This is a genomic window from Arthrobacter sp. B0490, from assembly GCF_002929355.1.
Taxonomy (GTDB): domain Bacteria; phylum Actinomycetota; class Actinomycetes; order Actinomycetales; family Micrococcaceae; genus Arthrobacter_D.
On record NZ_PJIR01000009.1, the window covers coordinates 78,873 to 100,414 of the forward strand.

At 65.7% G+C, this 21,542-nt stretch carries 16 protein-coding genes; 6 read left to right on the forward strand and 10 right to left on the reverse strand.

Annotated features, from left to right (window positions below; genetic code table 11):
* Positions 1–129: 129 nt before the first annotated feature.
* From CXQ97_RS14095 to CXQ97_RS14110, 4 genes are all read right to left on the reverse strand, one after another.
* Entirely contained in the window at positions 130–801 is a 672-nt protein-coding gene (locus tag CXQ97_RS14095; RefSeq protein ID WP_104181502.1) for a GntR family transcriptional regulator, read from the reverse strand.
* A 116-nt stretch (positions 802–917) separates the two neighbouring features.
* A complete protein-coding gene (locus CXQ97_RS14100) occupies positions 918–1,937 on the reverse strand; it encodes a transketolase family protein (protein WP_104181503.1) in 1,020 nt (339 codons plus the stop codon).
* Positions 1,934–2,827 carry a transketolase gene (locus tag CXQ97_RS14105; RefSeq protein WP_104181504.1) on the reverse strand — a complete coding sequence of 298 codons (894 nt, stop codon included), beginning with the start codon at positions 2,825–2,827 and terminating at the stop codon, positions 1,934–1,936. The genes CXQ97_RS14100 and CXQ97_RS14105 overlap by 4 nt, the downstream gene beginning before the upstream one ends.
* Positions 2,828–2,853: 26 nt before the next feature.
* The gene (locus tag CXQ97_RS14110) at positions 2,854–4,191 is read right to left on the reverse strand and encodes an MFS transporter (RefSeq protein WP_104181505.1); all 1,338 of its coding nucleotides are present in this window, start codon (positions 4,189–4,191) and stop codon (positions 2,854–2,856) included.
* Between the two features lie 160 nt (positions 4,192–4,351).
* On the opposite strand from CXQ97_RS14110, the gene CXQ97_RS14115 reads away from it, so the two are divergent.
* From CXQ97_RS14115 to CXQ97_RS14125, 3 genes are all read left to right on the forward strand, one after another.
* On the forward strand, positions 4,352–5,125 hold the full coding sequence (locus CXQ97_RS14115) for an SDR family NAD(P)-dependent oxidoreductase (protein WP_104181506.1): 774 nt from the start codon (positions 4,352–4,354) through the stop codon (positions 5,123–5,125).
* Positions 5,126–5,221: 96 nt separating this feature from the next.
* Positions 5,222–6,967: a hypothetical protein gene (locus CXQ97_RS14120; protein ID WP_146069653.1), complete on the forward strand. Its 1,746-nt coding sequence runs from the start codon at positions 5,222–5,224 to the stop codon at positions 6,965–6,967.
* Positions 6,968–7,042: 75 nt separating this feature from the next.
* Entirely contained in the window at positions 7,043–8,182 is a 1,140-nt protein-coding gene (locus CXQ97_RS14125; protein WP_104181508.1) for a hypothetical protein, read from the forward strand.
* A gap of 332 nt (positions 8,183–8,514) precedes the next feature.
* Here the strand turns inward: CXQ97_RS14125 and CXQ97_RS14130 are convergent, their stop codons facing one another.
* A complete protein-coding gene (locus CXQ97_RS14130; protein ID WP_104181509.1) occupies positions 8,515–9,318 on the reverse strand; it encodes a GAF and ANTAR domain-containing protein in 804 nt (267 codons plus the stop codon).
* Between the two features lie 365 nt (positions 9,319–9,683).
* Here CXQ97_RS14130 and CXQ97_RS14135 point away from each other — a divergent pair, with 365 nt between their 5' ends.
* The gene (locus CXQ97_RS14135; protein ID WP_104181510.1) at positions 9,684–10,208 is read left to right on the forward strand and encodes a hypothetical protein; all 525 of its coding nucleotides are present in this window, start codon (positions 9,684–9,686) and stop codon (positions 10,206–10,208) included.
* A 269-nt stretch (positions 10,209–10,477) separates the two neighbouring features.
* Here the strand turns inward: CXQ97_RS14135 and CXQ97_RS14140 are convergent, their stop codons facing one another.
* Positions 10,478–11,893 carry a ferredoxin reductase gene (locus tag CXQ97_RS14140; protein WP_104181511.1) on the reverse strand — a complete coding sequence of 472 codons (1,416 nt, stop codon included), beginning with the start codon at positions 11,891–11,893 and terminating at the stop codon, positions 10,478–10,480.
* Positions 11,890–13,194, reverse strand: a complete 1,305-nt coding sequence (locus CXQ97_RS14145; RefSeq protein ID WP_104181512.1) for an SRPBCC family protein — start codon at positions 13,192–13,194, stop codon at positions 11,890–11,892. The genes CXQ97_RS14140 and CXQ97_RS14145 overlap by 4 nt, the downstream gene beginning before the upstream one ends.
* 159 nt (positions 13,195–13,353) lie before the next feature.
* On the opposite strand from CXQ97_RS14145, the gene CXQ97_RS14150 reads away from it, so the two are divergent.
* The gene (locus tag CXQ97_RS14150; protein WP_104181513.1) at positions 13,354–14,286 is read left to right on the forward strand and encodes a LysR family transcriptional regulator; all 933 of its coding nucleotides are present in this window, start codon (positions 13,354–13,356) and stop codon (positions 14,284–14,286) included.
* 178 nt (positions 14,287–14,464) lie between these two features.
* On the opposite strand, the gene CXQ97_RS14155 is transcribed toward CXQ97_RS14150, so the two are convergent.
* Positions 14,465–16,483 carry a BCCT family transporter gene (locus CXQ97_RS14155; RefSeq protein WP_258062602.1) on the reverse strand — a complete coding sequence of 673 codons (2,019 nt, stop codon included), beginning with the start codon at positions 16,481–16,483 and terminating at the stop codon, positions 14,465–14,467.
* Positions 16,484–16,965: 482 nt separating this feature from the next.
* Here CXQ97_RS14155 and CXQ97_RS14160 point away from each other — a divergent pair, with 482 nt between their 5' ends.
* The gene (locus CXQ97_RS14160; RefSeq protein WP_104181544.1) at positions 16,966–17,661 is read left to right on the forward strand and encodes a GntR family transcriptional regulator; all 696 of its coding nucleotides are present in this window, start codon (positions 16,966–16,968) and stop codon (positions 17,659–17,661) included.
* 312 nt (positions 17,662–17,973) lie between these two features.
* On the opposite strand, the gene CXQ97_RS14165 is transcribed toward CXQ97_RS14160, so the two are convergent.
* Entirely contained in the window at positions 17,974–20,466 is a 2,493-nt protein-coding gene (locus tag CXQ97_RS14165; protein WP_104181515.1) for an FAD-dependent oxidoreductase, read from the reverse strand.
* A gap of 51 nt (positions 20,467–20,517) precedes the next feature.
* A complete protein-coding gene (gene purU / locus CXQ97_RS14170) occupies positions 20,518–21,432 on the reverse strand; it encodes a formyltetrahydrofolate deformylase (RefSeq protein ID WP_104181516.1) in 915 nt (304 codons plus the stop codon).
* Between the last annotated feature and the right edge of the window lie 110 nt (positions 21,433–21,542).

Consider the following 21,542-nt stretch of genomic DNA (forward strand, 5'->3'; position numbering starts at 1 on the left):
AACGGTCAGGGTCCCGGACCGACACGTCGGGGACGATGAGCGAGGCGTCGATCGGACGGGGCCCTGGTGCGCCGTGTCCGCACAGCAGGGAGTTCGTCCTGACCGATGCTTCCAGTGCCCTACCCGGAGCTACGAGCCGTTCCCGATGAGGCTTCGCGTCGTTTCGCCCATGTGCTCCTCGACGGCGTGGATGGCATGCGCCGCGTTCCCGGTCTTGATGGCCTCGACGATGCCTGCATGCCGGTCGGCACTCATGTTGCTCATCGCCTGATCGACGCCTGCGTACATGATGCTCATCCGGATGGATCCTTCGAGCGACTTCCAGGAGTGCACCAGTGTCCTGTTCCCCGTCAGCGTGCAGAGGGCATGATGGAAATCCAGGTCCGCCTGGATCCGCTCATCGAGTGTCCCCTCGCTTGCCTCCTCCATGAGCCGGATGTGCTGCTCGAGTTCCCGGACGCTCTCATCCCGGTCGTCCCGGCCGGCCAGCGTGCGGGCAGCGAGCGATTCGAGCGCGGACCGCACCTCGAAGATGTCCCGGACGTCGGCCGTGTCGAGGTGTCGCACGGCGAGTCGGCCCCTGGCTCCTGCCGCGATGAGTCCCTCCTGCTGCAGCTGTCGCAGGGCTTCCCGGAGGGTGCCACGGCTGATCTGCAGCCGGTCCGACAGCTCGGTCTCGACGAGGTGTACGCCGGGAGCCAGTTCGCCGGTGGTGATGGCGCGGCGAAGCGCAGCGAGGGCCTGCTGACGCAGATTGGTCTTCTCCAGCCCACCCAGCAGTGACGATGGTGGTGCCGTCATATCGGTTCGTGTCCTTCGTCGCGGTGTCGACAGTGGATTGTCGACAGGATCGATCTTACGGAACGCGACGATGATGTACGCGACCGTCCGACCACCACGCGCACGAGTCCCGTGAATCAGGCCAGTTCGGAGAGGACTTTCTGCACGATGCGGCTGGTGGACAGCCCGTACCTCTCGTGCAGGGTCGGCAGGGCGCCTGCGTCGAGGAACCGGTCCGGGAGGGCGATCGGGATGATGCGCCGCCCGCTGCCGTGCCGCACTGCGACACCGGCCACTGCCTCGAAGAGGCCGCCCACCTCCGTGTGGTTCTCGAGAGTGATGACGAGCCGATCCGGTGCGAGTTCACCGAGGACCGTCGCCGTGTCGAAGGGCTTGATCGTCGGTGAGTGGACGACGGCGACGTCGATGTGGTGGGAGGCGAGTTGCTCGGCTGCCTGCAGTGCCCTCATGGTCATCAGTCCGCTCGAGATGAACAGGACATCGGTGCCAGGGCGGAGCTGCTTGGCCTTGCCGAGTTCGAACGTGTAGTCGTACTCGTCGAGCACCGTGGGTACGTTGCCCCTCAGCAGCCGCAGATAACTCGGCCCGGGGGAGGCTGCCAGCTGGGGTACGGCCTGCTCGATATCGACCGAGTCGCACGGATCGATGATGGTCAGGTTGGGCATGCCGCGGAAGATCGCGATGTCCTCGGTGGCTTGATGGCTGGGCCCGTACCCGGTGGTCAGACCCGGCAGGCCTCCGACGACATTGACGTTCAGGTTGGGCTCTGCGATGTCCAGGCACAGGAAGTCGTAGGCGCGACGGGCAGCGAAGACGGCGTAGGTCGAGGCGAAGGGGACGAGCCCTGTTTCGGCCATCCCGGCGGCCGCTCCGAGGAGGAGCTGTTCGGCCATGCCCATCTGGAAGAACCGGTCCGGGAATGCCTTCGCGAAGATGTGCATGTCGGTGTACTTGCCGAGGTCCGCCGTCAGTCCGACGATGCGCGGATCGGTTTCGGCTGCTTTCACCAGTGCATGGCCGAAGGGTGCCGGCGCGGTCTTCTGGCCGGGATCGGCGAAGGACGCGATCATTGCCGAAGTCCTCAACTTCGGTTTCGTGGCTGTCGTGGTGTCCGGGGCCTCGCTGGTGGTGCTCATACTGAAGCCTTTCCGTCGTATCCTGCGGTCAACTGGTCCCGGCAGATCTGCCATTCGTGTTCCTCGATGCGCATGAAGTGCGCCTTCTCCCTCTGTTCCAGAAGGGGTACGCCCCTGCCGACCTTCGTGTCGCACAGGATGACCGACGGTTCACCCGTGGTGCCGGTACGGTCGGCGATGTTGTCCAGCGCGGCCAGGAGGGCCTGGGCGCTGTTGCCGTCCACCCGCTGCGTGTACCAGCCGAAGGACGCCCACTTCTCCTCGGCCGGTTCGATGCCGAGCACGGTCTCGGTGGCACCGTCGGCCTGGAGGGCGTTCATGTCCACCAGGGCGGTGAGGTTGCCCAGCTGGTGGTGATGCGCTCCCATCGCCGCTTCCCAGGTCGATCCCTCGTCGAGTTCGCCGTCGGACAGGAAGTTGAAGATGCGGGCCGAGGAGCCCTGCAGCCGCATCCCCAGCGCCATGCCGACCGCGACCGTCAGGCCGTGTCCGAGTGAGCCGCCCGAGATCTCCATGCCGGGCGTGTAGGACGCCATGCCGGACATCGGGAGCCGCGAGTCGTCGGACCCGTAGGTGTCGAGCTCCGTGACGGGAACGATGCCGGCTTCCGCCAGGGCTGCGTAGTGGCCGATGGCGTAGTGGCCGGTGGACAGCAGGAACCGGTCCCGGTCGGCCCAGTGGGGGTCCTCCGGCCGGAAGCGCAGTTGGTCGCGGTACACCGACGCGAAGATGTCCGCGGATCCGAGAGCCTGGCCCACGTATCCCTGGCCCTGCACTTCGCCCATGTTCAGGGCGAAGTGGCGGGCGCGGTAGGCGGATCGTTCGACGTCCGCCACCCGGGCGGTGAAGTCGGGTGACGGCGCCACCGTCGTTTCTGGTGTGAGGGTCATGGCTGACTCCTTCTCGAGAGGTTCGATTAGACGTGCTGGGGGAGCGGGGTGGCTTCTGCTGCCTCGGCGGCGAGCCGGCGTTCCGTCGGTCCCCAGGTCTCGCGGGTCATGAGTGCCGCGATGAGGCCGATGAGGGCGTACGTGGAGAACAGGAGAGCCGGGCCGAGCCAGCCGAGCTGGATGTACAGCAGGGTGGTGATGAACGGGGTGAACCCGGAGACCATGGCGGAGATCTGGTAGGACAGGGAGGCCCCGGAGGCCCGGGTCTTGGCCTGGAAGAGCTCGGGGAACCAGGCTCCCTGCGCGCCGGCCAGTGAGTTCTGGCAGACGGCGTAGGAGATGACGATGGTGATCATCACGCAGATGAACAGGCCCGTGTTGGCGAGCAGGAACATGGGGATACCGAACAGGACGGCGAAGGCGCAGGACCAGATGTAGACAGGACGCCGTCCCACCCGATCCGTCAGCCGGGCCCACGCCATCGTGGCGAAGATGCCGATGCCTGACGCGACGCAGAGGGAGGTCAGGGTCTCCGTCCGGGTGGCGAGCTCCGTGGTGTTGAGGTAGGAGATCATGTAGGTGACCGCGACGGCGTACCCGGCCGTCTCGGCGACGCGGAGGCAGATGCCGCGGACGATACTGCGCCAGTCCTGGCGGATGACCTGCACGATGGGATTCTTGACGATCTCGCCGTGGTCCTTCACGTCCTCGAACACCGGGGACTCGGGGACCTTCGATCGGATGATCAGCCCGACGACGACCAGCACGATGCTGGCCAGGAACGGGATGCGCCAGGCCCAGTCGCCGATCAGGTTGGCGCTGGAGAGGAACACCAGGTTGGCCAGGAGGAGTCCGACGGGGAACCCGGCCTGCACGATGCCGGTGTATTTGCCCTTCGACTTCCACGGCGCGTGCTCGTAGCTCATCAGGATGGCGCCTCCCCATTCGGCGCCGAAGGCCAGCCCCTGGATGATGCGCACGATCACCAGCAGGATCGGCGCAAGGATTCCCACCGTGGCGTACGTGGGCAGGAGCCCGATCGCGAAGGTCGCGAGCCCCATGATGATCAGCGAGGCGACGAGCACGGGCTTGCGGCCCACCTTGTCCCCGAGGTGACCGCCGATGATGCCGCCCAGCGGCCGAGCCGCGAAACCGACGCCCAGGGTTGCGAACGAAGCCAGGGTCGCCGTGACCGGGTCTGCGCCCGGAAAGAAGGCCGGGCCGAAGTACAGCGCCGCAGCCGTGCCGAAACCGATGAAGTCGTAGGTCTCGATGACTGCTCCGACGCCCGACCCGACAGCTACCTTGCGAGCGTCCTTCGTCCCATGGACGTGGCCTCGCATCTCGAGAGCTTCGTTGCTCATGGGATTCCTTACTCGATGGGGGACTTTACTGTTGACAGTCGACAGACTGCTTCAGCTAGTGTGATCCAGTGCACACTTTGCTGTCAACAGTCGACAAAGAGTTCGCAGAAGATCCAGCCCGCGGACCGGTTCCGCATCCTCGCAGATTCGAAGGAGCATCATGCCTGTCACACAGCGCACCGCCGTCATCACCGGAGCGACGTCCGAGAAGGGCATCGGCATCACGACCGCCCGCCGATACGCCCGGCAGGGCTGGGCGATCGTCATCCTCGATCTCGACGGCGACACGTCCGCTGCCACGGCGGCAGGGATCGGCGACGAATACGGGGTGCCGGCATTCGGGCACGTCATCGACGTCGCTGACGAGGATTCGGTGATCCGCGCGGAACGGGCCGTCGCCGAGCAGGTTTCCGCAGGGATCCTGCCGCCGGTCGGCGCTCTCGCGAACATCGCCGGCATCACCTCGCCTGTCCCGTTCCTCGAGACCACCCTGGACCTGTGGAACAAGGTCATGGCCGTCAACGCGACGGGCACATATCTCGTCACAAGGGTCTTCCTGCCCGGGATGCTGGAGAACAAGTGGGGGCGGATCATCAACATGTCGTCCGTCTCCGCGCAGCGGGGAGGCGGCGTTTTCGGGAAGGTCCCCTACTCCGCGGCCAAGGCGGCCGTCCTGGGCCTCACGAAGGCGTTGGCTCGGGAACTCGGCGACAGCGGGGTGACGGTCAACGCCGTGACTCCCGGCGCCGTCGACACGAACATCAGGGTGGGTAGCACGGACGAGCAGGAAGCCGCACTCGCGAGGGACATCCCCCTCGGCCGCACCGCGACGACAGAGGAAGTGGCCGCCGTCATCACGTTCCTCTCGTCCGACGACGCGGCCTACCTCACCGGAACGACGATCGACATCAATGGCGGAAGCCACCTGCACTAACCATCTCCGGGGGAGTCGGCAGGCCGTGCTCGGGGCGCGCTCACCTCCGATCGTCCTGCTCCCGAGGCGGCCGGCGACGGGGCGTAAGGTCGACGGGTGGATTCTTCAGGAAAGCGGCAGCTCGTGCCCCGTCGTACGGTTCGCCGGCTGCGTGTCCTCGCGCTCGCGGGTGCCCTCGCAGTGGCTGGGTGCACGGCAGGCGATCCTGAGCAGCCGCCGGCGGCGACGGAGGAAGCGCCGGCGGTCCTTCTGTCGGATCTCGCTGCGGGACAGCGGGAGGTATTGGCAGGATCCGGGAGCGAGACATCGGTCGCGATGAGCCGTGCGCTGTTCGAGCGCAGTCCGGTAGCCGTCGTGTTCGCGCGTCACGACGACGAGGGCTACGCCCGCACCGACGCCGGCCTGGGACCCGCCGCGAGTGCGGCAGCCGGACTGCACGTCCCACTACTGGTCCTCGGGCCCGGGGGTGCGGGACTCGCCGAGGTGACGGCGGAACTCGACCGGCTCGACGTGGAGACGGTGGTCGGCTACGGCGACCCCGCTGCTGATTGGCCGGTGCTCCGCGGGGAGCGCGAGATGCTCGCGGGTCCGATGACGGTCGCGGACTTCTCCTCGTCGCTGCGACTGCCGGCGACGGCGGTCGGGGTCGGGCCCGACGCGATCGTGGCGTCGGTCAGCGCACTCGAGAGCGAAGCCCTGCAGGTGCTGGACGTGACACAGCCGGAATCACCGGCTGCGCCGTCGTCGAGCCCACCCGGGGACCTGAGCGACCCGGCGACGACGGACGTCCTCCCGGAGTTCCGCGCCCCGGACCAGCCGTCGCCCGCGTTGGTGCTGGCGACCGCCACGTCGACGCCCGCATCCCTGGCCACGGCTCGAGCCGCCGGCGCCGAGGTGCAGGTCCTCCCCGACGGCGATCCGCGCTCGACGCCCGCGGCGGTCCGTGCAGTCCACGCCCATGCGCAGGCGCCTATTCTCGCGGTGGGTGACGGGTTCGGTCCCGCTGACCGGTTCACAGCCCGCGTCGGTGCCGCGGCGACGGGCGTCGAGCTGCCCGGAGGCGGGCAGACGGTGTTCCCCGGGCGGCGGATGGTCGCCCTCTACGGTCATCCGAGTGGTCCCTCTCTCGGCGCATTGGGCGAACAGGACATCGACGCGACGATGGCGAGGGTTCGCGAGCTCGCCGCCCAGTACCAGCCCTTCAGTGACGAGCCCGTGGTGCCGGCGCTCGACCTCATCGCAAGCGTCGCGAGCAGCGATCCCGGGCCCGACGGCGACTACTCGAACGAGACCCCCATCGATGTGCTCGAACCCTGGATCGAGGCGGCCGACGAGGCGGGCGTGTATGTCATCCTCGACTTCCAGTCCGGCAGAACCGATTTCCTCTCCCAGGTGCGCCGCTACGAGGAGCTCCTGGCCCGTCCGTCGGTGGGTCTCGCCCTGGATCCCGAGTGGAGACTCGCCCCCGATCAGGTGCCTCTCGAGCAGATCGGTACCGTCGGCGCGGCGGAGCTCAATGCGACATCGACCTGGCTCGCCGACCTCACGCGGGACCGGGCACTGCCGCAGAAACTCTTCATGGTCCACCAGTTCCGGGTCGACATGATCAGCGGGCGGGAGGACCTCGACGTCTCCCGGAGCGAACTCGCCATCACCCTGCACGCCGACGGACACGGAACGCCCGGGGAGAAGCTCGAGACCTGGGGGGCCCTGCAGGGCGTGATGCCGCGCGGGATCTGGCCGTCCTGGAAGAACTTCTACGACGAGGACAAGCCGATGCTGACGCCTGCGCAGACGTACACGCTCATCGATCCGAAACCATGGCTCGTCACCTACCAGTAGGCGTCCGGCGGATCAATGCACCCGCCTGGAATGGAGCCGCTGCTAGTCTGGCGCAACCTTCGACCGAGGAGTGCCGTGGCACCGGAGATCGACCCGCATGACCTGACGCCCGGGCAGATCGAGCTGATCAACGAGGGTCGGAAGCTCGAGGGCGTCCATCTGACGCTGTTCGGCTATTTCGGTGGCCCGGAGCTGCAGGGCGCCTGCATCGGGCGCATGCAGCTCGACGAGGACGGTGAGCTCCCGGCGGCGAACTACGCATCGCCCGAGGCCCGGCTGCGGGAGCTGGTGATCGCGCAGCTGCTCCGCGGGGCTCTGCGGCAGTCCATCCCGATCGTCCTGGCCGGGATCTTCGAGGACATTTTCGCCCTACGCACCCTGGAGGCAGCCGGCGGAGACGGGCAGGCCTACATCACCTCCGCCGGAGCGCGCGTCGTGGATGGCCTGCCGCCGGCGTACCGACGCCACTACACCTCCGGTTTCCTGCAGCGCTTCGCCGTCGTCGCGGCCGAGGTGGCCTCGGACTTCGAGCTCGGCTGGGAGGAGCCGCGCACCTTCGCGCACGAACTCGCCGCCTACTGCTTCGCGAAGAAGGGTGTCCGGAACGCCGACACCGAGTACGGTGCGAGTCTTGGAGCGGTGAACCTCGACCGGATGATGGTCGGGCTGATCGAGGACACCGGCGTGTTGGAGGAGACCTACCGGCCGGCGCCGGACGGCAGGGATCAGGGCGCGCCCGCGTGGTTCGTGCCCTACAACCCCGCGTCCCGGGTGAACCCCTACCTGTACCCGGAGGGGATGCCGAGTACGGAGCAGGTCGACCTGCTCGAGCACCAGGTCGCGCACGAGATCCCGGAGAGGCATCCGGGCCCGTCCCGGCGGAAGGCCTTGGCCGAGGGCGCCCTGATCGACATCAGCCCCTACGCCTCCGACCGGTACTTCCTCTGTCCGGTCGCCGTCGAGCACACCGTCGTCGCCGCCCTCGGCCTCGAGGGCCTGCCATCCGACTCCGAATGGGAGGACCTCCTGCTGCACCCCGCCTGGCACGGAGCCGCGGAGCATCCGGCCTGGAAGAGCTTCGACTACGTCGCCACCGGCTTCGACGGCCAACTCCTGTATGTTGCGCTGGTCGCAGGCACGGACGAGGTCGACTCTCCGGTGCTCACGATCCAGTACATCGGCGAAGTTCTCGGCGAGGGCACCGACGAGTCGTAGCCCTCGAGCTGGGGTCGTTCGCAGGGTCGCCCGCGCCGGCTGTCGGGGACGCGTGCGAGGCCCCCGTGCCCGCTGCCTCGTCGTGCGCTGTCGTTCGCCGGCCGGTGATGATGTCACCCGGACCTCCGCCGGCGGAATCGAATGATCTCGCGTGAACCCTTGACCTTCCCCTCCCCATCCGTGGTCAACTAGTCAGTAGGCTTAGTAGTTGGTCAAGAAGCCGGCTGACGCTCAAGCCTCTCGGGCAGGAGTCGGGATCGTTCGTTGTTTCAGTCCGACTCCTGCCCCCGCTTCCCGCTTCGGCGCGTCCCTCCGGGAGGCACCTCGGCGTGTCAGTCGAAGTGGGTGTCCGGGACTTCCTCGGTCACGCCGGCCACCAGCTCAGTAGCCACTGCACGCAGTTTGATCTGCCGATGGCTGGAGGCGGTCTTGAGGATGGCGATGGCGTCCGACTGGCTGCATTTGTTCCGCCCCATGACGATTCCTGCCGCGAGGTCGATGATGGTCCGCGATTCCAGCGCGGCGCTCAGGTTCTCGGCCTTGTCCGAGAGCTGGGCGATGCGCACGGCCAGGCGCAGGGATCTGGATGCCTCCCGGGCCAGGGCCTCGGCTGCTTCGATCGCTTCGGGCGGGAAGCCGTCGATGGAGGAGGAGTAGAGGTTCAGCGCACAGTCGGCCTCACCCTCGAGCGGGATGGGGACTCCGAGGATGGACCGCATCCCCTCGTGGGCGATCGCCGTGAAGTACCGGGGCCAGCGGTCATCCGTCTGTGTGTCGCGGACGTGGACGAGTGCGTGGGTGCGCGCGGCTGTCAGGCAGGGCCCGTCGCCGTACGCGTACTGGATCTCGTCGAGCTTCAACGCTGCCGGGCTGCTACTGGCCAAGGTCTCTGCCTGCCGCGGGCGCAGCAGCGTCACCCCGCAGAACACCTCGTGATCCGGTCGGGACAGGTGTCCGGCGGCGACCCGTGCAAGGTTGTGGAGGAAGTGGTCGACGTCCTTGCCGTCCAGGACTAGGTCCTGCAGGAAGATCGCGGTGTGCGCAGGCGATCCAGGGACAGGATGGCTGTGCGTGGTCACCGGCAGGCCCTGAACCGGGTTCTCGGGTGCGAAGGAAGAGGGGGAAGTGTCGTTCATGGTGATTCTCCTAGTCAGGAGATCGGCGTTCATGATGCAGCAACGCTCGGAAAGCCCGGGACGCGACATGGAGAATTCGTACACCGCTTTACCCAAACGACACTCTCCACACTACGCGGGGGCGCCGGAGGAGGCACGGCCCACCGTTCCCGAGCACCTGATCTACTGGGTGTGCGCAACGAGTAGGGTCCTGGCGCCGGTGGGCCCAACCCTCGACTGCCGGGCCGTCCGGGGCTGCGAGGAAGCGGAGATGTCCTTAGAATGGGGCGTTGAGTTCTCCGGCTGGTCTCACGATGCTGATGCGTCGAGTTGGTACACAAACGCTGCCCCGGCAGTGCTGCGCCCATTCGACCCAGGAAGACCCCGTGACCAACGCCTACACTTTCGACGACCGCTTCGAGATCGTCCGTTTCGAGCGGTGCGCGGTCTCCGTCCGCGCGAAGAAGAATGTCTCCGTCTCCGAGGTGGATGCGCTGATGATCCTGAGGCGCAGCTTCGAGGTGACGGACCATCGGCAGTACGTCGTCCTGCTCGTGGTCGACAACATCACGGACATCACCTCTGGAGCCCGGCATGTGCTGTCCTCGTCCCGGAATGTGCTCGCCGCGGCGATGCTGGGCCGGGGCGCGATGGATGAGGTTCTGGCGGGGCCCTATCTGCACGCGGTGTATCCGGGCGAGTACTTCACGGAGGAAGCCGCGGCCATGCAGTGGCTGGCCGTGATGCATGACCTCGTGTGCGCGGACCCCGTTCCGCATGCCATGAGCCTCACCGTGGACCTCGACCCGTTTCGCCCCCGGAAGCCGCGCGCAGCCTCGCCCGGTCCTGGCTCCGCCTTCCCTGAAGTTCGCCTGTCGACGTCATCCGCGGATCTCGAACGGGCCGGGTGAGGAACGGCGATTCCGGCGATCCGACCTCCAGCTGCTGGGCATTCGCTGATCGTTCTGCGTCAAGGCCTTCGGACGCTGGTGGTGGTCGTTCACCGGCGCTGGGAGCGGCACTACCTTGGGACCATCCGGGAACCGTCGACAGGTCTCGCGGCCTGTAGGAGCAGTGGCTGGATGCCTCCTGTTCGGCGTCTGCGGACCCGATCCGGTGAAGGCAGTTGTTCCTGTGGAACGGATCTCGAGGCTGTCCGACCTGGCGCAGCTCGAGGCGGCTAGGCGTCGATCACCAGATCGGTCCGCGCGGTGGAGCAGCAGGGCAGGAATTTACCTGCATCGATCTCCCGTGCCCGGATCCCGCCCTGGTGGTTCATCTCGACTTCCCCGGAGAGCTTCACGACCTTGCACGAGCCGCACATGCCTTCCCTGCAGTTCGCGCCGATCCTGACGCCTGCGCGTTGGGCCACCCCGAGGATATGTTCGGCCGCGTCGATGCGCACATTGACGCCGGTGCGTATGAAGGACAGGGTGAGGTCTCCCGTTCCAACCGTGTCGAAGCCCGAGGCATCGGGGGGCGCCGCATCCGGTCCCGCGTCCGGACTGCCGTTGGGGGCTTCAGGCTCGGGCACATTCGGGTCGACGGTCTCCAGCGGCAGCCCGGTGGCTTGCAGGGTTCCCCCGGCGTCGTAGCCGGGCTCGTAGAGCCCGAACGCGGTGGGCTGACTTTCGTAGTAGTCCTCGGCCGAATCAGCGATCTCCTCGGCGATCTCCTCCGCCATGTCCACAGCATGCGCGAGTTCCACCTGGTATTCGAGGAGCGTCTGGCGGTCTCCCGAGAAGAATTCCATGTGGATGGAGGTGTCGTCGACGCCAACCTCCTCGAGGAGTTCGGCGGCGGTGTTCAGGTAGGCCTCGGGGCCACAGGCATAAACCTGGCGGCCATTGGCATCGGGGGCCACCTCGTCGAGCATGGCTGTCGTCAGCCTCCCGGTAAGCCATTCCCACCCCTCGGGTCCGCGGCGGTCGCCGAGGGAGTAGAAGACCTTGATGCGTGAGTCCACGGAGGCGATGTAGGCCAACTCCTGGTGGAACGCAAAGCCTCCCGCCGCCGCTCCGTGATAGAGCACCACGACGTCGGCCCGTCCGGGCAGGGAATGGATGGTCCGCACCATCGACATGATGGGGGTGATGCCTGCCCCGGCGGCGAGCAGGAGGTATCGCGCCCGCCGGTCGGCGTCCGGCAGGTGGAATGCCCCGACCGGTCCGAGCATCTCAAGGACCGTGCCGGGTTTGACGTTCTCGTGCACCCACGGTGAGACCAGCCCTGTGGGGTCGCGCTTGACCGTGATGTCGAAGGTCCACGGTCTGGTGGGTGAACTGGACAGCGAATAGCTGCGGTCGACCGCGTCCTGGTCCTCGCCGTTCACGGGAAAGGCGACGTTCACGTACTGGCCTGCCCGGAACGCCAGGGGTGCACCGTCGGCGCGGCGGAACACGAAGGTCATCATGCCGCCGACCTCGGGGACGATCTCGACACATTCGGCCATGAACTCCTGCGGATGCCAGGGGCCCAACGCGCGGGCTGCACCGGCGGGTCCCTCGGTGCTGCTCATCACCCTGTTCCACGGCATCTCCAGACCGCGTATGCGCTGTGGTTCCTCGGTTGCCGTGACGGTGCCGAGTTCGATCATGCCATGTGCTCCTGCACCCGCTGCACGTACCAGTTGATGAACGCCTCGACCTGGTATTCGCTCTTCATGTACGGGCCGGGTTCGTAGGCGGGGCTGCCGGCGCCCTTCTGGCACAACTCGACGAACGCCTTGTCCTGCAGATTGGTCTGCTTCCAGGTGTGGGTGAGTTGTTTCAGGTCGTAGTCGACGCCCTCCTCGGCGTCATCGGCGACCAGCCACGTGGTGCGTACCAGTGTCTGGTGTTCGTTGACGGGGAAGACGGCGAAGGTGATGACGTGGTCCCCGAGGAAATGGAACCAGCTATTGGGCTGCAGGTGCATGGAGCAGCGGCCGAGGCGGAAATCCCGCAAATCGCCGAGCAGCTTCTTGGAGAGTCGACGCCCATCGGGCGAGAACGATTCTCCGTCACCGTCGAGCGAGTCCCGTGAGATGCGGATTCCCGCCACGCGCGTGTCGAGCTCCTCGACGACCTCATAGGGAAGGCCGTAGCGGCGGCAACGTTCCTCGAGCAAGGACTGCGCTTCCTTGTTGCGGTCCCACACCTCCTCCAGATGAAACGGAATCAGGCCCTCGGTCAGACCCCAGGTGGGAAAGAGCGAACAGGCGAGTTCCGGGTGGCCGTCGCAGTGGTAGCACTCACGGTTGTTCTCCATGACGAGCTTCCAGTTGCCCTCCTCGACGATGTTCTGCTGGTAGGCAATCTTCGTCTTCGACAGGTCATGCGGCGCGAGATAGGGTTCGAAGATCTTTCCGGTCTCGTCGAAGTCCGTTGGCGGTTCGTCCGCGATGCAGACGAAGATCAGTCCGGCGACCACGCGGCTGTGAGCGCGCTTGAGGCCGAAGCAGCCCTTGTCGAACTTCGTCTCCCCGGGTGCCGAGGCATGAATAAGAGTGCCGTCGGGGGAGTACGTCCAGGAGTGGTAGCCGCAGACCAGGTTTCCCGTCGTCCCCGCGGGCGCGGTCAGGACGCGGGCGCCGCGGTGGCGGCACACATTGTGCAGGACGTTCACGCCGCCGTCATCGTTACGCAGCACGATCAGGGAGTAGGGCCCGTAATCGACGGTGACGTAGTCGCCCGGCTCCGGGAGTTCGGCGATACTCGCTGCAAAGATCCAATGCTGACCGAAGATGGCCTGCATATCGATGGTGAAGATCGTGGGATCGGTGTAGAAGGGGGCGTCGAGGGAATATCCTGCGCGCCGGAAAGCGAACAACTCGGTGATTTCCACCGACTGTTCCGCAGACAATGATGAAGCGAGTCTTCCGCGTGAATTCAGGGGCACGTTCACTGGTGCAGACATCTGATTCCTCCCGGGAGGGCTGAGTAAGTGTGCGATTCATAGAGACCCGGGGTTACTGGTGGGACCGGCACTGCCGACAACGCCGTAGTCATGATGGTAGGGAGAATCGATCTGCAATAAAAGCGCAACATTCAGGGGGTGACAGTGCACAATAGGTGCATGATCGATCCGCGGCTCCTGACACTTCGGGTCTTTGCCCAGTGCGGCACCGTCGGGGCAACCGCGGAGCTCACGGGCTATTCGCCCTCCGCCGTCTCCGCCCAACTGCGGGAGCTCCAGCGCGTGCTTGGAATGCAGCTGCTCACGAAGGACGGTCGGGGTGTGCGGCTGACCGCCACGGGTCGCTTTCTCGTGGCGGGCTCGGATGCCCTCATTGCGGAATGGGAGAGCCTGCGTGCCGCGGCCATGGAGGCCGGCGACCAGGTGCAGTCCGATTTCGGTCTCGGCGGATTCTCCACGGCGGCTGCCCAGCTACTCGCGCCGCTGGCGGCCACGCTGCGCTCGACACGCCCCCGGCTGAAGGTGCAGGTACTCGAGGCCGACCCGGCCCGCTGCTTCGACCTGTTGGTTGCCGAGCGGATCGACCTCGCAGTCGTCGTCGCCATGCAGTCCGACACCTATGTCGAGGACGATCCCCGTTTCGAACAGACCGTGCTGCTTGATGATCCCCTGGATGTGATCCTCCCCTGCGATCACCCGCTTGCATCGCGGGAAACGGTGACGCTCGAAGAGCTGGCGTCGGAACCCTGGATCACCGATGCAGCCGGATCCACCTATCGTTCCCTGTTCACTGCGGCGTTCACGGCGGTCGGGGTGACACCGCGGATCGCCCACGAGGCCGTCGAATGGGAAACACAGATCGCGTTCGTCGGTGCGGGGCTGGGCGTAGGCCTGCTGCCGCGACTGGCGCCCCTGCGTAGTGCCGAGAACGTAGTTCGTCTGCGCATCACCGGCAGGGGGAAGCCCACGCGCCGCATTGTCGCTGCAGTGCGCAGGGGCAGCATCACATCCCCCCTGATCCAGGAGTCGCTCGACGTCCTGCAGGTCAGCGCGGATCGGATCCTCACCGCCCGACCCGAAGGCGATCTCTGAGATCGCATGACCGCGGTGTGTTGCCGCCGGGCCGGCAGGTCCGGAAGGCGATCGGGCGCCGCAGGCCGGCCTGCTACGCCTCACCGAACAGGTCGCGCGCTCGAGATGGCGTGCCCGGGCGGCACGGGCCGGGTCAGGCCGCGTGCCGCCTGAGTGCGTAGCCACTCGAGGTGCGCCGCTATCTACCGTTCGGGTCCGGCAGCTGGGCCTTCACCGTCGGAATGCTCTCTGTGGACGTGCCTTCCACGCAGTCCGGGTCGGCGCACTTTCCAGCGCGGTCGTGCTTCGTCACGAGGTCGAACTGCACCCCGCCGTGTTGTTCCACGCCGGTGCGTATGGCTCGCTCCACCACGGACGTGGCCAGGCGTCGCCGCAAGGAGAGGGGATCGCGACGCAGGTCCTTGGTGAGGGCGAAGCAGAGCAACATCATGACAATGACGAACGGTAGCGCCGCCACGATAGTGATCCGTTGAAGGCCGGCCAAGGCTTCCGATGGTTCATCACCGCCGGCCATCAGCATGACCGCCGCTACGGCGCCGGTAAGGCAGCCCCAGAAGATGACCACTCCGCGGCGGGGGTGCTCCGCGCCGTTGGAACTCAGCGATCCCATGACGATGGAGGCGGCGTCAGCGCCGGTGATGAAGAAGATGGCGACCAGAACCATGGCCAGCGCGATAACGGCGGTGGTGGCCCAGTCGGGCATGCTCAGATTCTTGACCAGGTCGAAGAGCGCTCCGTCGAAGTTGACGGACGGTGTCCCGTCGACCATGGTGACTAGGCCGGGGGTGTTGGCGTCGTCGGCTTCCTGCTGGACATGGAAGGCGGCGCCTCCGAAGATGGCGAACCAGATGACGCTGACGACGCTGGGGACCAGCAGCACGCCGGTCACGAACTGGCGGATGGTGCGGCCGCGGCTGATGCGGGCGATGAAGAGGCCCACAAAAGGCGTCCAGGACACCCACCAGGCCCAGTAGAAGATGGTCCAACCGGTCAGCCAGCTACGCAGTGACTCATCGCCGACCGCTTCGGTCCGGGACGACATCTCGGCCAGATCGCGGACGTAGTCGCCGATCGCGGCGGGGATCAGATTGAGGATGAAAAGGGTGGGACCGGCGATGAAGATGATCAATGCAAGGACGACGGCCAGGACCATATTGATGTTGGAGAGCCACTGGATGCCGCGGCTGATGCCGGAGACGGCCGAAGCGACGAAGCACAGGGTGAGGACGGCGACGATCGCCACGAGCACGGGCGTGCCGATCTCGCCGAACCAGCCGTTGGAGGTCAGGCCGCTGCCGATCTGCAGGGCACCCAGGCCCAGGGATGCTGCGGTACCGAACAAGGTGGCGAAAATGGCAAGGATGTTGATGAACTTCCCGATCGGTCCTTCGACCGTCCTGACTCCGAAGATCGACGTGAAGGCGACGGAGATCAGTTGCCTGCGACCCAAGCGGTAGGTCCCGTAGGCCATGGCGATACCCACGACGGCGTACATGGCCCACGGGTGCAGGGTCCAGTGGAATATCGAGGTGGCCATTGCCGTCTGGATTGCTTCCGATGTCCTTCCATCCACGGTTCCAGGTGGGGGGGAGATGTAGTGGTAGAGCGGTTCGGCCACGCCGTAGAACATCAGCCCAATTCCCATCCCGGCGGCGAACATCATGGCAACCCAGGAGACTGTACGGAATTCGGGCTTCTCGCCGTCCTTGCCCAGCGGGATGTTGCCGAATTTCCCCAGAGCCAGCCACAGGACGAATACCACGAAGAGCGATGCCATGAGCATGAAGAGCCACCCGGTGTACTCCATGACCCAGTTGAGGGCGCCCGTGGAAGTGCTGGACAGACTGTCCCGTCCTACAAAGCCCCAGATGACGAAGGCGATGGCGATGGCCCCTGTGATGCCGAAGATGGTCTTGTCGAGGGTGAGCTTGTGGTTCCGGCGATCCGCAACTGCTTGCTCAGTCCTGGCATGACGCAGCTCCTCGAGGATCTCCTCGTACTCGACATCCGGCAGGGGCGCGTTCTCCCCCTCCGGACCGGGGGCAGCCGGGATCCTGTGGGAATCGGTGGAGACGGCGATGACTGCTCCGCTCCGCTCCCCACCTCCAGGTTGCGCGTCACGCGAGCCCTGTGGCGCCCCGTTCTCAGCAGACAACTCCGGGGGGTCTTGGGGTCTGAGGTCACCATCAAAAGCCATGAGCGGGTCCTTTGCTCGATGAGGCATGGGCCTGCGGTTGCACAGGGCCCTCGGGAGTCAGACCGGGAAGGCTGGGGCCTCTTCCGATGCGACGATCATGACGTTTCCGTCGACGATATGAACTTCGTGGGTGCAGCCCTTCCATGGTCGGGCGCCCCGGTTTCGCGGACGTACTCCCTCTGTGTTCAGAAGGTTAATCCTTGATATGTTCTGACTACCGGTCTTGATATATCAGATGACTGTATTGCAGGCAGGGAGGTATGTCCAGAGTTCCTGGACGGCCGTCGACGCGCGGAGCCGACGGCGCCACGCCTGCGATCCAGCCGGGTGATACAGGCCTCCGGCCCCTAGGCCATCCCAGCCACCACGGTTACCCGACCCTGCGTCCTCGTGGTTAGATATTGATATATCAGTTGGTGGAAGGCTGGGTGACAGCAGTCGGGGCATCGAGGCCCTGACGCAGCTCGGGAGGAGACGTGGACATGGGGCACGCTGGCCGATTACCGGTGGAGGCGGGTGCTTCTTCGGCGTCGCTGAGACACGACGAGGAATCCTTTGCCGACTTCGCCTACAGGATGTTGTGCGACGAATTGATCGTTCTGGACATCAAGCCGGGGGAGCCCCTCAATGATGAAGTGATCTCCCGCCGACTCGGCGTTGGCAGGACGCCGATCCGCGAAGCCATGAAACGCCTCGAAAGTGACCATCTGGTGGTGGCCTACCCCCGGCGTGGGACGTTCGCCGCTGGTGTGGACATCAAGGACCTGGCCGAGATCTCCGAGATCCGACAGCTCCTGGAGCCGGTGGCCGCCGCGCGGGCTGCGCGACATGCGTCGCCGCAGCTCCGGAAGGAGATCCGCGACTTCGCGCACGAAGTCGCGCAACTGCTACCCCGAATACAGTCGCAGCAAGATCTCATGCGCCTGGATATGCGGGTGCATCGGATGATCTACCGGGCTACCGGAAGCAGGCACCTTGAAGACATCCTGGTCCGGTACGACAACTTGGCGACGCGGATCTGGAGCCTGGTGCTCGAAAAGCTCCCGCCGGTGTCCGAGCACATTGCCCAACACATCGAGCTGCTCGAGTGCATCGCGGCTGGGGACTCCGACGCTGCTGCGCGGTTGACCACCCGGCACGTCACCGACTTCGAGAACCTCATCAGGGCCGTGCTGTAGCCAGGGTGAGTACCCGCTCAGTATGAGCGGATACAGGAGAGGTCGCCCCGAGCGCCTGAAGAATGGCAGCGGCCTTCGTGAGTATCCCGGCCGGCTCCTCTCCACGGTGCTGATGTCGGGAGCTCCTGTCATCGAACCGGGAGGGTAGGCAGCCAAGACGACAGCCGTCCTCGACGGGTCCCGGGCAATCGTGGCTTCGATGGTGCTCACCAGCTGGTGCGCCGTGGTGTCCTTCGTCGACGTCCCGAGCTCACGCTTCAGCTGCCCGTCCACCTCTGGCGACGCGCTCCGCCGGCGGGTACGGCGGGTGGGTCAGCCGCGGAGCCTGGTCATCGTGGGGTCATAGAGCGGATCCGCGGTGACGGTGGCCTGAATGCGCCGTCCGAAGTACTCGATCTCCACCGAACCCCCGATGCTCACAGCGGCAGGAAGATAGGCGTAGGCGATCGGCTTGGCGACGGTGTAGCCGTAGGCGGCACTGGTCACGTAACCGACTGCCTGGTCCTTGTAGAAGACCGGTTCCTTGCCCAGCACGACGCTCCGGCCGTCGTCGACCGTCAGGCAGCGCAGGTGCCGGGTCGAGTTCTCCTCGGTACGCCCTTCCAGGGCGGCCTTTCCGACGAAGTCCTCCTTGGCCATCCTCACGGCGAATCCGAGGCCGGCTTCGAGAGGATCGTGCTCGGTGGTCATGTCGGTGCCCCACGAACGATAACCCTTCTCCAGGCGCAGCGAGCTGAAGGCGGCCCGGCCTGCAGCAATGACGCCGTAGGGTTGCCCGGCCTTCCACAGGGCATCCCAGAGGCGCTGGCCGTTGTCTGCGCTGGTGTACAGTTCCCAGCCCAGTTCGCCGACGTAGGACAGGCGCATCGCGGTCACTGCGACGCCACCGATGACCACCTGCTTGGCCCGGAAGTACCGGAGACCGTCGTTGGAGAAGTCGTCGCTGCTGACGGTGCTGATCAGGTCCCGGGCGAGGGGGCCCCACAACCCGATGCAGCAGGTGCCGCCTGTCGTGTCGCGCACCTGTACCCAGTCGTTCGCGGTTCCGCTTTCGGTTTGGTGACGTGCTGCCCGTTCGAAGTAGGCGGTGTCGATGTTTCCGTTGGCTCCGAGCTGAAAGGTGTCCTCGCTCAGCCGGGCCACGGTGATGTCGCTCCGGATGCCACCCGCGTGGTCCAGCAGGAGTGTATAGGTGACGGCCCCGGGCTTTTTCGCCATGTCCGCTGTTGTGAGTCCCTGCAGGAGCTTCAGTGCTCCCGGGCCGGAGACTTCGAGGCGCTTGAGGGGGGTCATGTCGTACATGGCCACCGCGGTACGGGTCTTCCAGGCTTCAGCAGCTGCGATGGGTGAGCTGAACATCGCGGACCAGGCATCACGGGCCGGGGGCTGCCACGTGGCCGGCATCTCCTTCAGCAGGTCGGCATTGGCTTCGAACCAGTAGGGGCGCTCCCATCCGCCGGACTCGAGGAAGAACCCTCCCAGTGCCTTGTGGCGGGCGTGAAATGGGCTGACGCGCAGGTTGCGGGGGGAAAGCTTGGGCTGCAGCGGATGCAGGACGTCATAGATCTCCACGAAGTTCTGCTGGGACGTTTCGTTGACGTATTCAGGGGTCAGCTGCACCGCTTCGAAGCGGTGGATGTCGCATTCACCGAGGTCGATCTGGGACTTGCCGGTGGTCAGGAGCTCGGCAACAGCCCGGGCGATACCGGCCGAGTGGGTGACCCAGACGGCTTCTGCCACGAAGAAACCATCGAGCTCCTTCGACTCGCCCACCAGGGCGCCGCCGTCGGGGGTGAAGGAGAAGATGCCGTTGAAGCCGTCCTCGATGTCGCTTTCCCGCAGCGCCGGAAGCAGCTGCTTGGTGTCCTCCCACGCCGGGAGGAAGTCCTCCAGCGTGAAGTCGAGACGGGAGGGCATGTTGTGCTCGCTGATGGTGGCGGCCTCGTAGGAGCCGAGATCCGCAAGGTCCACGGGCATGGGACGGTGCGCATAGGAGCCGATGCCATAGCGGTCACCGTGTTCGCGGTAATAGAGGTCCCGGTCCTGGTGACGCAGGATCGGCAGCGAAGCGCCGTTGGGCAGTTCGTTGCAGCCCTTCCGGGCCGGTACCGGAGTGGTCGTGACGTACTGGTGGGCCAACGGGAGAAGGGGAACGACCATGCCGATCATCTCGCCGATCTTGGCGCCCCAGAAACCTGCGCAGGACACCACGATGTCGGCAGGAACGACACCGTCGGAGGTCTCTACACCGGTTACGCGACGGCCGGACTGCTCGATGCCCGTGACCGTGGTGTTGCCCCGATACTCGACGCCTGCGGCCTCCGTGCGCTTCATGAGCAACTGAACGGCCCGCGCTGCACGTGCGAGACCGTCGGTGGGTACATGAAGCCCGCCCAGGATGTCTTCCTCGTTCAGGAGCGGATAGAGCTCCTTGCACTCGGCGCGGGTCAGGATCTTCCCATGGATACCCCACGATGCGGCGTATCCCAGCTTCCGCTTCAGATCCGCCAGGCGGGCCTCGGTGGTGGCGACTTCGAGCCCACCGACCTGGTCGAAGCAACTGACGCCGTCCTCGGTCAGGGACAGGAGCTTCTCGACGGTGTACTTTGCGAAGGCGGCCATGGTCTTCGAAGGGTTCGTCTGGAAGACAAGACCCGGTGCGTGGGACGTGGAGCCTCCGGGCATGTTCAGCGGTCCCTGATCCAGGACGGTGATGTTGTTCCACCCCCGGGCGACCAGTTCATCGGCCAGATTCGTGCCGACGATTCCAGCTCCGATGATGACAATGCTTGGCGTGGATGCCATGTGGCTTCTCCTGCTGGTGGTCGTGTGGTGGCTCTGCTGATGGGGTGTTTCTTACCGGAACACGACGGTGCTGGTCCGGTCCAGCAGGACGCGGTGCTCGCAGTGCCACCGCACGGCGCGCGACAGTGCCAGCGCTTCGGCGTCCTGGCCGACCGTCGAGAGGGCGGTCGGTCCGAAGCTGTGGTCGACCCTGATCACTTCCTGTTCGATGATCGGCCCCTCATCGAGTTCCGCAGTGACGTAGTGGGCTGTCGCGCCGACCAGTTTGACGCCACGATCGTAGGCCTGATGGTAGGGGCGTGCGCCCTTGAATCCCGGGAGGAAGGAATGGTGGATGTTGATCGCCCGGCCTTCGAGAGCGCGGCAGAGGTCGTCGGACAGTACCTGCATGTACCGGGCGAGCACGACGAGGTCGATGTCATGCTCGTCCACCAGGTCCAGGAGGCGCTGTTCGACATCCGACTTCGTCTCGGGGGTCACCGGGAGGTAGATGAAGGGGAGGCCGGCGGCTTCGGCCATGGCCCGGTGGGTTTCGTGGTTGGAGACTACAAGGGCGATGTCGCCGCCGAGGCTTCCGCCCCGCCAGCGGAAGAGCAGGTCGTTCAGGCAGTGGCCGAACTTGGACACCATCACGAGGATGCGTTGCTTCGTCTGGTCGTGGAAGCTGAACTTCATGTCGAAGCGGTCAGCGATCGGGCGGAATTCCTCCTGGAGCCTCTCCGGGGTGTAGGCCGCCGAGCCGGAGAAGGCGGACCGCAGATGGAGCGTCTGGCGGAGGCCGTCATCGAACTGCTGGTGCTCGTCGATGTTGAAGCCACGATCGAAGAGGAAGGTGGTGACTGCCTGGACGATGCCGGCGCGTTCAACGCATGACAGTGTGAGCACGAACCTCCGCGTCTGGCCGTCCACCTGGGCCTCCGACTGGGGCAGCGTGCTGGTCGATGAGTCTGTCGCCACGAGAGTCATGTCCCCTCCTTAGATATATTCCACAACCTACGACTGATATATTAGAACCGGTCATGAGCGTATACTGGCCAGAAGTGAAGGTCAACAGCCTGTCGGCCTGTTCGAGAAGG

What these genes read in the sequence shown, in the direction of transcription:
- CXQ97_RS14095 (WP_104181502.1), bottom strand. Translation starts at nt 801, where the DNA reads ATGACGGCACCACCATCGTCACTGCTGGGTGGGCTGGAGAAGACCAAT.
- CXQ97_RS14100 (WP_104181503.1), bottom strand. Translation starts at nt 1,937, where the DNA reads ATGAGCACCACCAGCGAGGCCCCGGACACCACGACAGCCACGAAACCG.
- CXQ97_RS14105 (WP_104181504.1), bottom strand. Translation starts at nt 2,827, where the DNA reads ATGACCCTCACACCAGAAACGACGGTGGCGCCGTCACCCGACTTCACC.
- CXQ97_RS14110 (WP_104181505.1), bottom strand. Translation starts at nt 4,191, where the DNA reads ATGAGCAACGAAGCTCTCGAGATGCGAGGCCACGTCCATGGGACGAAG.
- CXQ97_RS14115 (WP_104181506.1), top strand. Translation starts at nt 4,352, where the DNA reads ATGCCTGTCACACAGCGCACCGCCGTCATCACCGGAGCGACGTCCGAG.
- CXQ97_RS14130 (WP_104181509.1), bottom strand. Translation starts at nt 9,318, where the DNA reads ATGAACGACACTTCCCCCTCTTCCTTCGCACCCGAGAACCCGGTTCAG.
- CXQ97_RS14140 (WP_104181511.1), bottom strand. Translation starts at nt 11,893, where the DNA reads ATGATCGAACTCGGCACCGTCACGGCAACCGAGGAACCACAGCGCATA.
- CXQ97_RS14145 (WP_104181512.1), bottom strand. Translation starts at nt 13,194, where the DNA reads ATGTCTGCACCAGTGAACGTGCCCCTGAATTCACGCGGAAGACTCGCT.
- CXQ97_RS14150 (WP_104181513.1), top strand. Translation starts at nt 13,354, where the DNA reads ATGATCGATCCGCGGCTCCTGACACTTCGGGTCTTTGCCCAGTGCGGC.
- CXQ97_RS14155 (WP_258062602.1), bottom strand. Translation starts at nt 16,483, where the DNA reads ATGGCTTTTGATGGTGACCTCAGACCCCAAGACCCCCCGGAGTTGTCT.
- CXQ97_RS14160 (WP_104181544.1), top strand. Translation starts at nt 16,966, where the DNA reads ATGGGGCACGCTGGCCGATTACCGGTGGAGGCGGGTGCTTCTTCGGCG.
- CXQ97_RS14165 (WP_104181515.1), bottom strand. Translation starts at nt 20,466, where the DNA reads ATGGCATCCACGCCAAGCATTGTCATCATCGGAGCTGGAATCGTCGGC.
- purU (WP_104181516.1), bottom strand. Translation starts at nt 21,432, where the DNA reads ATGACTCTCGTGGCGACAGACTCATCGACCAGCACGCTGCCCCAGTCG.